Here is a 13,702-nt window from a genome sequence, read left to right as displayed (position 1 = left end):
ATGTACCCCACTTCAAAAGTTGTACTCCAGCTATCATTTGACAGAGGACGAAACCGGATACAGGTTGACGGATATCTTAGAGGTCCATTTCCTGGAGATCGTAAAGCTGGCAGATTTGTCTATTCCAAGAGATGAGAATGACCGAATCGTTGAATGGATGGAATTTCTAGATGCAAAATCAAAAGGAGTGATTGAGATGTTAGCAGAAAAGAATAAGGACATCAAAAAAGCTTATGATTTATTGCAGATCATTAGTAAGGATGAAAAGGCAAGAATGCTGTACGATGCCAGAGAAGCCGAGCTTCGTGACCAGCTAACGAGGATAGAGACAGCGGTGAATAGAGGAAAGGCAGAAGGAAAGGCTGAGGGAAAGGCTGAAGGAAAGTTGGAGGCAGCTCGAAACGCAGTGAAAAAGGGATTGTCTTTAGAAGACATTGCTGAGATAACTGATCTGCCCCTAGAAATCGTGCAGAAGCTCAAAGCAGAACTATCAAACTAAGTTCTGCTCGAGAAACTGGTCACAGGGGGGAAGGATCTCGGTGCCTGACACCAACTTATCAACTTATTGTTTAGCTTGAATTGTGTCGGGGGCGGACCCTCGCACAATGGGAAACGATTCTGACAATTCAGATATAACACAATGTAGTTGAGTTACATCTGAATTGTCATTTCATTCAATATCATAAAAATGTTTGATAAATGCAATTGGGCTTAATATTTTTATCCAGCGATATGGGTTTAAAGTTAGTAAGTCTTCATCACCGGATATAATAAAATTTGCGTTGCCATATACTGTAGCTTCAAGTATCATGTTGTCTTTTGGATCACGACAGTCACTTATCTTTCCGTAGTTAGAAGGTACTATTATTTTCAAACTTAAAAGACTAAGGAACTCGTCAAGTTCATTAGGGTGAATGTACTTACTGAATTTGGGGCGGAGGAGGACTGCCTTTATTTCATGAAGTTGTTCATGCGACATTACGATTTGATGCTGCTCTAAGAATATATCCCTAACAATTAGCTTGGCATTCTTGCTTCCGAGAAATGCACTCACAAAGATGTTTGTGTCAACTACAACCTTATATTTTTCCATAGTTAGTATTCCTGATTTCCTCAACTTCTTTAGTGATATCGTCCACTGAGATAGGCATTCTCTCTGCCCGCTCATTTATTACATCAAGGAAGTTAAGCAGCTTGCCGTTAATCTCATCGTTCATCTTCTTATATATTAACTTTTTTTCATCTGGGGTTAATGTTTCGATGAGTTCCATAACCTTCTGGATATACTTACCACCGTCAGCGCCACCTTTCACTATCTTATTAATAGTATACCACAATTTGGCTAATATCTGCTCAACCACAATTCCTCCGTCCCGTCGGAATTGTGCCAGTGTGCCAGGGTCGTACCCAATGTCATCAAGCTATCCTTACATATAGGGGTCCGGTGCCTTAGAGAATTGAGATTATATCGTTGAGTGCTCAGGAGCCGAGAACTCTGGTTCGACAGTCTGTAGGCTAAACGTCAATTGGCCCCAACCTTGAATTTCCCCTGTATTAGGACCATGAACATGACCTGAAAAGAGGGCCACTTCACGTAACTCTCATTATAGGACTCGGATCTAAATTTAAGGCCAGCTTTTATTCTTACGAAAAACTGAGCGTTGCAGAAGCTCAAAGCGTATCAGGTGCTCCTCGAACTGCTTTAGATTGATTTAGAAGATAGCGAAATAATATGCTAGTATCCCAAAGATATTACTGATAGGGTAACAACATCCGAGGAGCTTGACAAAATAAGTGCTCGAGGGAGCTTCCTCCGGTCGCTCCCCCGGGGTCTGACCCCAAAACAATTTGCTCGAGGGACGGCCTCCCGTCCGGTCAGCCCTCAGGAAGCCGGTGCCTGACACCAACTTATCAACTTATTAAGCTTGTGAAAACTCGGGTTCGACAGTCTGTAGGCGCGAGAAGTGAATGCTCCCCTTAAGGTAGACAGGTTAATTGATATTATCTGTGACTGAAATGGGGAGCATATCAATATCAGGCATTCCAGGGATTCATGGTTATTTGTGTTACATCCATCTCCGATAAAATTTGATATTTTGCGCGGGATTGGTGCTATGGGATTTATTTAATTGAAGGGGCATTTGCGACATGGTATAATATACCAAGGTGATAAAAGAAGTTAAGGAGAGGAAGTTATGAGTCCTACGGTACTTCGTCTGGGAGCATTTAGATTCTTTTTCTATTCACGTGAGGAATCTAAACCACATGTTCACGTAGAAGAAGGAAATAATACAGCAAAATTCTGGCTTGAACCAGTAGAGTTAGCTGAAAGCCATGGCTTTAGTACTCGACAGTTACATAAGATTGAACAGCTCGTTGAAGATAATGTACAATTGATTTTAAAAGAATGGAGAGGGTTCCATGCTTAGTACTACTTTAAAAGATCACTTTAGTCGTCCGATTGAACCAACCAGTATAAAAAAAGTAAAAATAGAATTAAACATGATAATTATTTTTCTCTCCGACGGACGTATAGTTTATACGCCCCTTGATTGGTTTCCCATTTTACGTTCCGCCAATCCTTCACAACGTGAGAAGTTCAGAATATCACCAAGAGGAATTCATTGGAGTGAATTAGATGAAGATATTCCGATTGAAACCTTTTTGGATGATTATAGATAAGTGCTTGGGTCGGAAAAGGCCTTCGAAGTTCGTCTTCGGGGGTCGTCTTTTCCTCCCCAAGGGGACTGGTACTTCCCGAATATTGTCGAATCCCTTTTAGACCATGTTCGGCTCGGTTGAGTAGTTAAAGTAAGCGAATGCATAACCTTTATATGTATGCTAAAAATAAGGAAAAAGGCTGGAGAGGGGAAGATGTTATTGCCGAGGAAAGCGCGTATCTGGTATCCGGGGGCTAATTATCATATCATGTGTCGCGGGAATCATAGGCATGACATTTATAGAGACGATGAGGATAGGCAGGTCTATCTCACTCTCCTTAGAGAAACAAAGAAAGAGTATAACTTTTACTTGCATTCATATTGCCTTATGACAAATCATGTTCACTTACATATGGAGACTGCGGACATTAACATAAGCATAATCATGAAAAGGATAAACTTGCTTTACGCTCAGTATTTTAATAATAAATATAACTTTGTAGGACATCTCTTCCAGGATCGTTTTAAGTCTGAACTTATTGAAACTGATCGGTATCACTTGGAAATTAGTAGATATATACACTTAAACTCTGTACGGGCTAATATGACAGAGCTACCGATCGATTATACCTGGAGCAGTTATCGTGTTTATATGGGTATTCGGCAGGACTCACTTGTCACTACCGAGAAAACCTTGGGCTACTTTTCTGAGCCAAGGGTTGAACGTTATCGCCTGTATGTAGAGAGCGAATTATTGAGTGGATGCTGTACGTCACTCAGGGGTTAGATTTTGTTTAGTAAGGTATTCATAGTAAGTTCCAGGGCGTACCACCTCAACATTACCGAATGTCTTGGAATAGAGAGCAGAATATAGCGTTCCACAAATTTTCAAAGGCAACCGCTATATTTAGAGGTTGTCTTTTATTCAGTTAAGAAGTGTATTTTATAGAAAATTGTGGTTTATCAGTAGGAAAACGGTAGATAAGGTCGAATACATTTAAGAAGGTGTTAGGATTTTTTCTGAAGCGCTTTGGGAAAGTTTGATTCAGGTGGATGTAGACGATAATCCAGATGAGGAGAGAGGAGGTTCACTAGAATGGCGACTGTTTGTCGTTCGTTTGCTTTATCTGGTATAAATGCTTATTTGGTGACAGTAGAAACAGTGACGCTTCATGGACAGCCCTCAGTCAATATTGTCGGAATGGGGGATACTGCCGTCAAAGAGGCGGCCCACCGCTTAGAGGCGTCCTTGACCTATGGACGTTTTGAGTTTCCCAAGCTCAAAGTAGTAATCAACTTAGCCCCGAGCGGAGTCAAGAAGAGTGGCTCTCATTTTGATTTGGCGATGGCAGTAAGTCTTTTGCAGGAGTCGGGACAGATCCTGGTCGATCCAGAAATGCTCTCAGATTCCGCCTTTATCGGTGAATTATCCCTCAATGCAGAGCTGCGTCCCGTCAGTGGAGTACTCCCGATGGTGATAGCGGCTAGAGAAAACGGTATGAGGCACCTTTTTGTCCCGATTGAGAACTATCGTGAGGCGAGCCTTGTTAAAGGTTTGGACATCTATGCGTTTAAATCTCTAGTTGAAGTCGCTGATTACTTACAAGGGAAACAGGAGTATTTTCCGCCGCTTTTTGAAGAAGTAGAACGATTATTCGATCCCCATGAGGGCCTTGACTTTGCTGATGTTCGTGGGCAAGATGTCCTGATCGAGTATATTGTTTCGGCCGTGGCTGGTGGGCACAATATCCTCATGATTGGTTCACCAGGCTGTGGGAAATCTATGATTGCGAAACGGATTTCAACCATTATGCCCGAACTTAGTGAGGAAGAAGCTCTTGAGATCACGAGAATCTATAGTGTTACAGGACATTTGCGTGAACGGGGAAGTTTGATTACAGAACGTCCCTTTCGGTCACCTCATCATAATGCTTCGATGAATTCACTCGTGGGTGGTGGAAGCCCTGTGGTTCCTGGAGAAATTTCTTTGGCTCATAATGGAATCCTTTTTCTCGATGAGATCGCGGAGTTTGACAAGAAGAGTTTAGATGCTCTTCGACAACCCATGGAAGATAAGGTCGTTACCGTTTCACGGGTTAATAGCACTGGGACATTTCCAGCTAATTTTATGCTCGTTGCTGCTATGAATCCGTGTCCTTGTGGGCATCATGGGCAATTACGGTGTCGATGCACAGATTATGAGGTTCTGAAGTATCGGCAGAAACTTTCTGGCCCGATCTTGGATCGGATTGAGGTCCATAAGTATGTTCAACCGGTGGATTTCTTCAATCTATCTGCCCAGGAGAAAGGGCGAAGCTCGGCTGAACTTCGAGAACGAGTTCAGAGGGCAAGGCGTATTCAACAAAAGCGGTTTGTTGGGGTCACTAATGTTAACTCGAATGCGCAGATGAGTGAGGCGATGATCAAAGAATTTTGTCAGCTCGATTCGGACAGTACCAAGCTTTTAAGTCTTGCCTTCGAAAAGTTTCATTACAGTGCAAGGACGTATAATAAGTTTCTTAAGATTGCGAGAACGTTCGCTGATCTCGAGGAGTCAGAGGTTATTCGTAAAAAGGATGTGAGTGCTGCTCTGATGAGTCGGGACCTGGATAAGGAACGAAGTGGCATGCTCGTGGTTTAAATGAGTTATTTGGGAGGTTGCTGTGGAGATTTATTGGCTTTGGCTAAGTCATCTTAAAGGAATAGGCCCAGCAACTTCAAGAAAGCTTGTGAACGGATTGGGTTCGCCGAGGGCAGTCTATCAGGCCACGCACGAGAAACTGTTGAGTATTCAGGGCCTTAGGTCGGGCCTCATTGAGACGTTATTAAGTCAGCGCTCTTTAGATACTGCTAAAAGGGTACAAGAGCTCATGCGAAGGTACGAAATTCATCTTTTAACCTATGATAATCCATATTTTCCTTACTATATAAATAGGTTTTCAAGCCTACCCGCAGTGCTTTACTATCGCGGGAATTTACGTTTACCGACGTCATGTATTGGAATTGTCGGAAGTCGGCGCTGCACCTCCTATGGAAAGGAAGTGGTTGCTGAAGCAGCAGCTTTCCTAGGTATGGCAGGGGTTACAGTGGTCAGTGGGATGGCGAAGGGTATAGATAGTTATGCCCATACAGCTTGCCTCAAGGCAGGGGGATATACCTTAACCTTCGTGGCGAATGGGGTGGATATCTGCTACCCTCCGGAACATCAAACGCTAATGGAGGAAATTATTGAGAATGGGGCCGTCATTTCTTCTTATCCTCCGGGTACGCGTCCGCGTCAGGAATATTTCCCGAACCGGAATAAGCTTTTGGCTGCCTGGGTAGATAAGCTTTTGGTCGTCGAGGCCACTGAACGGAGTGGAGCGTTGATTACGGCAAAGTACGCGCTGGAATATAACCGCAAGGTTTTGGCTGTTCCAAATAGTATTTATAGTCCGGAAAGTGTAGGAACGAATCGTTTGCTATTGAACGGAGCAGAGGTTTATCTGGAGCCGCGGCAATTGATAGACAATAATGAAATTGAAGTAAAGTGTTCTTCGGCTAATGATCAATTAAGCCCACCTCGGGCAATGAAAAAACAGGAGAAGTTGGATTGTACGACTAATCCCCAAGAACAGGCGATTCTTGATATGCTTGATCAGCCCCAGGCTGTCCAGAACCTTCTTAGTATATGTAATGGAGACTTGAGTGGCTTGCTTGAACTGCTTTGTCAGATGGAGCTTGAAGGAAAAGTTGTCGTCTCTGGACAGAAGGTGCAAGGAGTCAGATAAAGAAGTAAGGGTGCCTGGTGCCTGACACCAACTTATCAACCATCATGACTGGCGGCACAATGGGGAATGAAAATGGAGTGACGCACTAAATAAACAGGCACTCTTGTGAAATAGACAGGTGCCTGTTTTTAAATACCTTGTTACCAAAAACCATTTTCGTGTGAACTTATTGTTTAGTTTGTGAAAAGGTGGGGACAGGTGCTCGGGTCAGAAAAGGCTGAATATTTCGGTGTGGTAGAACTGCAATCCAAATTCGTCACTGGTGACAAATTTGACCTACACCCAGGCGCACATCCTTCTTGGGATCCCGAAAAAGGAAGGAGACCGGTGGCTGACGCTAACAATGATCTGAATTATCAGATTATTGTTAGCGCTAAATATTGTAGCATGTCAATATTGTTGGTGCAGTTGATAAACACAGCGTACCATACTCTAGAAATAGAAGCGAAACCTTCCAATACTTCGCTACCTCAATTAACAGGCAATAAAAAAAGAATGGAAATTGCCTTACTAACTCCAAGAAAGCAATCAAAATCATCTATCCCATTTTTTCAAAGTTATATTTCCAGTTATAGAATTAGAATTGTGTCGTGGACGTTAGTATGCTCCCCTTAAAATGACACACTACTACTCGGCGGAACGGTTCACTTTGCTCACCGTTCGCGCAGGTTCCTGGCCCCTTTCTTTTCCATACTTCCATTCAGATTCAGACTTTAGGACATGGTTTTTTCCTGTTTGTTCTGTTCAAGAGATAATCTGTACTTGTATTATGTAATTCTGCCAGTTTGATTAAAATTCCGGTTGGTAAATCCACCTCACCTCGTTCGTAATTGCTGTATATCCTTTGGCTGCAATTGAGATAAGCTGCGCGCTCGGTCGGGGACTGCTCGGGTCGGAAAAGGCCTTCGACGTTCGTCATCGAGGGTCATCTTTTCCTCCCTCGGGGACTGGTGCTTCCCGCAATTTGTCGACCCCCTTCAGATGGTTGGCAATAACTCCTTCTTAACGTAACGGTCATTATAGGCCGCAATGGTCATGATTTTTGATGTTCCAAATTAAGCAAACATCGTTACTGCGTAATTGTAATAAAAGTAAAGGGCTTAATTCATTATAATATTAAACTATTCTCATCTACATATGGTTAATTGACTTCAATTAGGGGTTAGAGTTTGTTGGTAAGGTATTCATAGAAAGCACTAGGGCGTACCACTTCAACGTTGCCGAACATCTTGGGAAAGTCATCTACATTAGCTGTTAACAGTATGTTACATTCGTGTTCCAGTGCTCCAAACATCACATGGATGTCGCAGGGGTCAATATCCTTCAGTTTTTTACCTTCGTTGTCAAGGGTGATCAGCAGTTCCTCTTTTCTTTGACCAGTTCGTAACATGAATAGGTTATAAAGGAAATGTCCTATTGGTTGGTTTGATTTTGTAACGTCTATCCAGAGTTGCCGACCTACCTGAATACGCTCGATGTTTTCAAAGTTTAAGAGTGGGGCAAATCCCTCAAAGAACAGATCAATTTCCTTCTCGGAGTACATAGTCTCTCTCATGCCCCTTCGGCAATTGCTATGAATTCACATACTACTACTTCAGTAATTACTGGTTCAAATAATGTGGGAATCTGGGCCAGTTCCAGGAGTTTATAGTTTATACCGCGGGTAAGGATCGCACTACAGAGAACGGTTGTATCAAATAACACTCGATCCATATCACAAGTCCCCTAAATCGTCCTCATCAATTGGAGGCAAACCTTCTCGTTTTGCCCATAGTTGTTCAAAAATGACCTCACTTTTAGAGACCCCCAAGGGGACCCCAAGGGGACTGGTACTTCCCGGATTTTGTCGAACTCATTCAAGGGGTTGGAAATGCTCTTTCTTTTCGTAATGTGCGTTATCGGTCGCAATGGTTAAAAATTAAAGGCGACCCTGGCATGAGTAAAGTGCAAGCAGCAAGTGGTGGCCTATTTTTTATTAAAATGGGTCCTGAGTGTTTACTGTCCCTTATATCCTTTCTAAAAATAATTAAGACTCACAATCTCGAAACAAAAGCAATCGACATCTGCCGACTGCTTATTAAATAAATGTTTGCTCCGAGAGTGTTTGTCCTACTCTTAATATATTGACTTCGATCAACGTCGTTCGTCACACTATTTGTGATTATTTTTGAACGCACTTTATAGACTCTTCACTCCACTTAGTAATAGGGCCTTTTGTTATTGGTCAGTCCCAACAGATAGTCGATACTGGTTTTATAAAATTGGGCAAGTTTCATTAGAGAAGAACTTGGAATATCAAGGGCCCCGCTTTCGTATCTTGAATAGGTTGCTTGGCTTACCTTAAGCAAGGTTGCAATATCTTGTTGTGTTAAATCTCTGTCCTCTCTTAAATCCCGTAATCGTTGGTACATTATATTCACCCCAACGTTATTCTATCGTATGCAATAATTGCATATTAAATTTTATACGAAAAACGTATAAAATGTTTGTGTTTAAACTATTATTGTGGGGTGATGAACAGTGGTAGATTATAAAGAGATGTATAGCATACTGTTCAACAAAATGTCGGATATCATTGAGGAAATTCAGCAGGTACAGCGTCAGACGGAAGAAATGTGCATACATAGTCAGGATAGGGAATTTGTTTTGATCAAGTCGGACAAGGATTCAGACCACCAAAATCAGAAAGAATAACTGCCTCGGCTTCGACAGTCCGTAGGCACGAGAAGTGCCTCGAACCCTTGCAGTACATAGGTGTTAAGGAAGCCGGTGCCTGACACCAACTTATCAACTTATTGTTTAGCTTGTGAAAACCTGGGTTCGATGTTGTAGGTGCGAGAAGTATATGACACTATGACTCTTGCTGAACGTAAGAGTTATTATCGGTCGTAATATGATGAAGCATGAGTAATTCATTTTGTATACCTAACTAAATCAAAGAGTCGCTTATTTTGGTAGATCCGTTCCTTACCAAGTTTTTCCGAGACTAAAAAGCCTTCTCTTTCAAGTGCGGTAAGGTAATTGACAGAAGTTCGTCTCGACACGCTTAAACCTTCTTCAATATACTGTATTTTAGTATAAAATTCGTAGAATAGTAGGTCGATAAGCTCCCTCGAATATATTTTGGGGAGCTTTTCTTTTATTTCAGCGGTCATAGCATCGACTTCTCTATTAATTCTTTTAACCAGAACCAAAGTCTCCTCAGAAGTTACCTCTATACCCTTAAGGATATATAGAATCCAAGCCTCCCAGTTTCCTTTGGTCCTTACTTCCTGTAAAAGTGTATAGTATGCTGACTTATTGCGAATAATGTATCGGCTCAAATACAAAATTGGACTATCCAACAATTCCTTTAGCACGAGATACAGAACATTAATAATACGTCCTGTCCTGCCGTTGCAGTCATAAAAAGGATGGATGCTTTCAAACTGATAATGGATCACAGCAAGTTTGATCAACGGGTCGATGCCGTCAAAATCTTCATTAACATACTTTTCGAGGTTTGCCATAAGCAATAGTAGTTTCTGCTCGCCACTCGGTGGCGTATAAATGGTTTCACAAGTTGTCTCATTCATTAAAACTGTGCCGGGTAATTTGCGAATACCAGCACGATTGTTTTCAATATGTTGTTGAATGTCCAGAATCATAGTTGTTGTGAGCATTTCTCGTTTTTTTACCTGCTCGTAACCATGCCATAGCGCAGTGCGGTAGCTTACGACTTCCTTTGCCGCGGGGTTCTTATATCCGGTCTGACTAATAGCTTTATATAACTCATCATGAGTCGTTATGATGTTTTCTATTGCGGAACTGTCTTTCGCTTCGTTAATGGTTATTGCATTTATTAAAATATGCTTGTTGGGTATGGTATCCGCATAACCTTTAAGCTCCGCAAGTGCTCTATTTGTTTTTGCAAGTTGTTTTAAAACATATTTTGTTTCAAGTTCTGTATCGGGTGGTAATATAGGTGAATTATATTCATTCATAGTACATGCCTCCTTTATATAGGCATTATATTTATATATTTTACCTATGTCAATATAACGTATACAAAATTATACACATTTATACCTACGTTCAGACAGAAAAAGCATCTTATATAACAAATAAGATGCTTTTGAGCAATTATAGTTTATTATTTTCTCGTTTTCCGCTCTGTCCGATAAGCATGATTTTCTTCTTCGAAGAACCCCGTGCCTGACAGTGCGGATGTGCTAGGTCGTAAAATGGACCTCGGTGCCTGACCTCGGTGCCTGACACCAACTTATCAACTTATTGTTTAGCTTGTGAAAACTAGAGTTCGATGTTGTAGGTACGAGAAGTATACGCAATCGAAACCTCTGCATAAAATTGCCGCTCACAGAGGCTGATAGATAGTGAATATACTGTTGGCGCTGATTAAAAAGTCCGAATCTGACGGTCTTACCTGTCTATAAGTTGACGAAAATAATGACTATGACGTTATCCTTGAAGAAAGGAGAGAGACACCTCTATTTAGATGTGGTAGCTACAACAGTAACACTAGAGGCGTCCTCCTTAACGACATGATCATTGCTTGTTTTGTTTACGAATCTATATATGCTGGATTCCCTTAACCGGTTGTTCTCTCCGGGGAACAGAAGAAGGTAGCAGTTGTGCATCAGCCTGCTGACCAGGGCAGCCGTCATTTGGCCATCATAAAGCACGTTAACCTAGCGTGAAAATTCCAGGTTAGTGTTCAGTATAATAGACTTCTGTTAGGATGAAAAGGCAAGAATGCTGTACAAAGCCAGAGAAGCTGAATTACGTGATCAGCTGACGAGGATAGAGGCCGGCGGGGAATAAAGAAAAAGCGGAAGGAAAGGAGAAGTTGCGAAAAAGCTTTTGGACTTTGGCTTGGAAGTCTCAGCAAATTCTTCGCTACTTTCAGCTTGCCTTTCTCCATGCCCTTTTCCATACCTTCGGTGATCAGTTCGCATAAGTATGGTCAATCGCTAGGGAATCGGTTAGACTAATGAGGTAACCCTTTCAGCGATGGTTTCCTTTCTTGGGTGTGAGAACCTTAGGATGAAACTACTGTCCAGTGTTATATAAAAAAAATTTAATGATAAAAAATTGCCAGCAGGAATTTATCCTTAAAGAATAGAAGAATTATACAGGACATACAATTGACAATAGAACAAGCTGTTTGGCATACTATGTTAATGTAGCAAAAATACTTTAAAAACGTATTTTTGCAGTTAAAAGAGTGGCCTTTCTCAGAATTTTACGGGGCAATATGGAGCAACATAGTATATCTTAGGGTCGGATATTGTGATGAGGAGAGGTGCTATTGGTGTACAGATTTATTGGAATTGAAGATTTAGCGGCAAATGCGTTGATTGAATTATTGGAAAAGAGCGGTTGCCGGAGGGTAGACTTTGAAACGCTTTTGAAGTATGGGAATGCAGTAACTAACGTTTTGCGCGAAAACGGCGATGAAGCGACACTTTTACTTTCAAAAGAATATACTAATGAATTAATAAGAAATTACTCTGATTTTTTTGAAATTGATCATAGCGATCAAAAGAATGATGCTATTGTTTTAAGAGAAGAAAAGACTGTTGAAGATTTGCGGAATCGTTTTAGAGCCTTTTTGACTTTGGACTATCTGCTTGCATTTACAGATAGTAAATCTCTTGCTGAATTAGGTGTTGCAGTTTGAGTTTTAAGCTTTTTAAGGATCCGATATATGGATATGTTGAAATAGACTCTGAAATTGTTCGAAGTATTATTGATACTGCTTGCTTTCAGAGGCTTAGGAACATCCGGCAAACGAGTTATGCTCCTTTGTATCCGGCTTCATTTCATAATAGATTCATCCATTCTATTGGTGTCTATCACTTAGGAAGAAAGGTATTTGACAGCGTACATAATTCGATGGGTTCCCTTGAACAAATGTTTCTTGAAGAGCTTGATAATGCTAAAAGGCTTTTTGAATTGGCATTGCAGCATGCGATGCGAAGCATAGATAAATATTTTGCTTTGTCTGAAAGTGGTTCAAGGTTTTTTAGTCTTGACTCTTTGACCCGGAATGGAGAAGATTTTGGCAATAAGGGAAAGATTTCATTATTGGCTGATGAAGATGTACTGTACATAATGAAGAATGTTTATTCTGATGACTTGATGGATGAGTATTTTTTCAGAGGCTCCAGGCGACATCCTCTTTGGAAGTCAGAAGCTGAATATAGGGCCCTTTTTGATAATGAATTGGGAAAAAATAAACTGGATGAATTTGAAATTACTTTTAAAGAGATTGAGAAGTATCTAATTGATTATTTCTCCATACCTGTCATCAACGAAAAAGTCCTTGAACATATTGAAAGAGAAGAAAGAAAAATTATCGAAAAAAAGAGTACTATTCCAGATAAAGATTATAAAAATTTAATGGACGGGATGAAAAAAATCAAAAAATGGGTTGATTGCCTGAGCAGGATTGCCTCCGAAAATGATATTCTTTTCGACTTTGTGATTATTAGTGCAAATAAATTTAAAAGTGGATTTTTGAAACAAGATTTGGAAAAAATCCTAATCGTTTTTCCATCTCTGAAGTTAATTCCATCTATCAAAGAAGTATCGACGATTTTAACTTCTGAAAAAACGAGAGACAGTTTTTTTTATTTATTCTATAAAAGCAAAGATCATGATGGAAAAGATAAAGAAGTGCCTGTAAAGGCTATTGCAGAGGCATTAGCGGGGGAATTATTTGTATTTGTAACGTGAGATAAGGACATAGCTTAGGACATAGCTTCTTTCGGGAACCCGGTGCCTGACACCAACTTATCAACTTATTGTTTAGCTTGTGAAAAGGTACTCGGCTCTTACTCAAATACGAATATACGGGTTGACCAGCTTTATAGTGTCTGTTACAAAAAGCTGAACAGCACCAAACATAAGTTCTTTAAAAATAATTACACCCCTATCCATGGTGTGGTAAAATTAAGGTGACAAAACCAAAATTATCACACAGGAAGAGGTGTAAACCTTGCATATACAGATAGACATGTTCTCACCCCTATATTATAGCACACTTGGTTTTGATGCGGATCTCATTGATTATCTTTCTTTCATTAAAGATGAATATATCCGCTTTCTGTTCCCACGGCCCATCCTTGATCCTCGGGGACGTAAGCCTTGGGATGCCGTCATCTTATTTCGCATGCATGTTTTGTACTTCACTCGTCCTGAATTTGTCTCATTTCGGCAAATGTGCACAGAGTTGGCTAAACCCAAACATCAGGACTATCGCAATTTCCT

At 40.9% G+C, this 13,702-nt stretch carries 18 protein-coding genes and 1 pseudogene; 11 read left to right on the top strand and 8 right to left on the bottom strand.

Annotation, left to right across the window (positions count from 1 at the left end; all coding sequences use genetic code 11):
* Window positions 1-499, top strand: a 499-nt coding sequence (locus JL57_RS28230) for an Rpn family recombination-promoting nuclease/putative transposase (protein WP_034145220.1), incomplete at its 5' end; no start/stop codon positions are given.
* A gap of 171 nt (window positions 500-670) precedes the next feature.
* Here JL57_RS28230 and JL57_RS28225 read toward each other — a convergent pair.
* Together JL57_RS28225 and JL57_RS28220 are read right to left on the bottom strand one after the other, a co-directional pair.
* Window positions 671-1,093 (bottom strand): putative toxin-antitoxin system toxin component, PIN family, encoded by a 423-nt coding sequence (locus JL57_RS28225; protein ID WP_034145216.1) that lies wholly within the window; start codon window positions 1,091-1,093, stop codon window positions 671-673.
* Window positions 1,080-1,361: a hypothetical protein gene (locus JL57_RS28220; RefSeq protein ID WP_291300692.1), complete on the bottom strand. Its 282-nt coding sequence runs from the start codon at window positions 1,359-1,361 to the stop codon at window positions 1,080-1,082. The genes JL57_RS28225 and JL57_RS28220 overlap by 14 nt, the downstream gene beginning before the upstream one ends.
* A gap of 834 nt (window positions 1,362-2,195) precedes the next feature.
* Between JL57_RS28220 and JL57_RS28215 the strand changes: the two genes are divergently transcribed.
* The 6 genes from JL57_RS28215 (at window position 2,196) to JL57_RS28190 (ending at window position 7,045) form a co-directional block, all read left to right on the top strand.
* On the top strand, window positions 2,196-2,429 hold the full coding sequence (locus JL57_RS28215) for a DUF4160 domain-containing protein (RefSeq protein ID WP_034145215.1): 234 nt from the start codon (window positions 2,196-2,198) through the stop codon (window positions 2,427-2,429).
* On the top strand, window positions 2,422-2,682 hold the full coding sequence (locus tag JL57_RS28210; protein ID WP_291300691.1) for a DUF2442 domain-containing protein: 261 nt from the start codon (window positions 2,422-2,424) through the stop codon (window positions 2,680-2,682). Before JL57_RS28215 ends, JL57_RS28210 begins: the two co-directional genes overlap by 8 nt.
* A gap of 198 nt (window positions 2,683-2,880) precedes the next feature.
* Window positions 2,881-3,447 (top strand): transposase, encoded by a 567-nt coding sequence (locus tag JL57_RS28205; RefSeq protein ID WP_034145217.1) that lies wholly within the window; start codon window positions 2,881-2,883, stop codon window positions 3,445-3,447.
* Window positions 3,448-3,756: 309 nt separating this feature from the next.
* Entirely contained in the window at window positions 3,757-5,301 is a 1,545-nt protein-coding gene (locus JL57_RS28200) for a YifB family Mg chelatase-like AAA ATPase (protein ID WP_034145214.1), read from the top strand.
* Window positions 5,302-5,323: 22 nt separating this feature from the next.
* The gene (gene dprA / locus JL57_RS28195; RefSeq protein ID WP_034145213.1) at window positions 5,324-6,430 is read left to right on the top strand and encodes a DNA-processing protein DprA; all 1,107 of its coding nucleotides are present in this window, start codon (window positions 5,324-5,326) and stop codon (window positions 6,428-6,430) included.
* 198 nt (window positions 6,431-6,628) lie between these two features.
* A complete protein-coding gene (locus JL57_RS28190) occupies window positions 6,629-7,045 on the top strand; it encodes a hypothetical protein (RefSeq protein WP_034145212.1) in 417 nt (138 codons plus the stop codon).
* 91 nt (window positions 7,046-7,136) lie between these two features.
* Here JL57_RS28190 and JL57_RS35835 read toward each other — a convergent pair whose 3' ends face one another.
* From JL57_RS35835 to JL57_RS28180, 4 genes are all read right to left on the bottom strand, one after another.
* The gene (locus JL57_RS35835) at window positions 7,137-7,349 is read right to left on the bottom strand and encodes a helix-turn-helix domain-containing protein (RefSeq protein ID WP_291300690.1); all 213 of its coding nucleotides are present in this window, start codon (window positions 7,347-7,349) and stop codon (window positions 7,137-7,139) included.
* Between the two features lie 243 nt (window positions 7,350-7,592).
* Window positions 7,593-7,973 carry a hypothetical protein gene (locus JL57_RS28185; RefSeq protein WP_291300689.1) on the bottom strand — a complete coding sequence of 127 codons (381 nt, stop codon included), beginning with the start codon at window positions 7,971-7,973 and terminating at the stop codon, window positions 7,593-7,595.
* A gap of 8 nt (window positions 7,974-7,981) precedes the next feature.
* The gene (locus JL57_RS35830) at window positions 7,982-8,143 is read right to left on the bottom strand and encodes a hypothetical protein (RefSeq protein WP_291300688.1); all 162 of its coding nucleotides are present in this window, start codon (window positions 8,141-8,143) and stop codon (window positions 7,982-7,984) included.
* A 485-nt stretch (window positions 8,144-8,628) separates the two neighbouring features.
* A complete protein-coding gene (locus tag JL57_RS28180) occupies window positions 8,629-8,841 on the bottom strand; it encodes a helix-turn-helix domain-containing protein (protein WP_034145210.1) in 213 nt (70 codons plus the stop codon).
* A gap of 109 nt (window positions 8,842-8,950) precedes the next feature.
* Here JL57_RS28180 and JL57_RS35825 point away from each other — a divergent pair, with 109 nt between their 5' ends.
* Window positions 8,951-9,124: a hypothetical protein gene (locus tag JL57_RS35825; RefSeq protein WP_291299689.1), complete on the top strand. Its 174-nt coding sequence runs from the start codon at window positions 8,951-8,953 to the stop codon at window positions 9,122-9,124.
* 218 nt (window positions 9,125-9,342) lie between these two features.
* On the opposite strand, the gene JL57_RS28175 is transcribed toward JL57_RS35825, so the two are convergent.
* On the bottom strand, window positions 9,343-10,413 hold the full coding sequence (locus tag JL57_RS28175; RefSeq protein WP_034140830.1) for a Fic family protein: 1,071 nt from the start codon (window positions 10,411-10,413) through the stop codon (window positions 9,343-9,345).
* A 504-nt stretch (window positions 10,414-10,917) separates the two neighbouring features.
* Window positions 10,918-11,163 (bottom strand): annotated as a pseudogene (locus tag JL57_RS35820) (ATP-binding protein); the annotation flags it as partial.
* Between the two features lie 578 nt (window positions 11,164-11,741).
* Between JL57_RS35820 and JL57_RS28170 the strand changes: the two are divergent.
* The 3 genes from JL57_RS28170 to JL57_RS28160 form a co-directional block, all read left to right on the top strand.
* Window positions 11,742-12,110 carry a hypothetical protein gene (locus JL57_RS28170; RefSeq protein WP_291299690.1) on the top strand — a complete coding sequence of 123 codons (369 nt, stop codon included), beginning with the start codon at window positions 11,742-11,744 and terminating at the stop codon, window positions 12,108-12,110.
* The gene (locus JL57_RS28165) at window positions 12,107-13,168 is read left to right on the top strand and encodes a hypothetical protein (RefSeq protein ID WP_034140832.1); all 1,062 of its coding nucleotides are present in this window, start codon (window positions 12,107-12,109) and stop codon (window positions 13,166-13,168) included. The genes JL57_RS28170 and JL57_RS28165 overlap by 4 nt, the downstream gene beginning before the upstream one ends.
* A gap of 262 nt (window positions 13,169-13,430) precedes the next feature.
* On the top strand, window positions 13,431-13,702 hold a 272-nt coding region (locus tag JL57_RS28160; RefSeq protein WP_034140833.1), incomplete at its 3' end, for a hypothetical protein.

Source organism: Desulfosporosinus sp. BICA1-9 (genome assembly GCF_000802135.1).
This window is presented reverse-complemented; position numbering and strand designations above follow the sequence as displayed.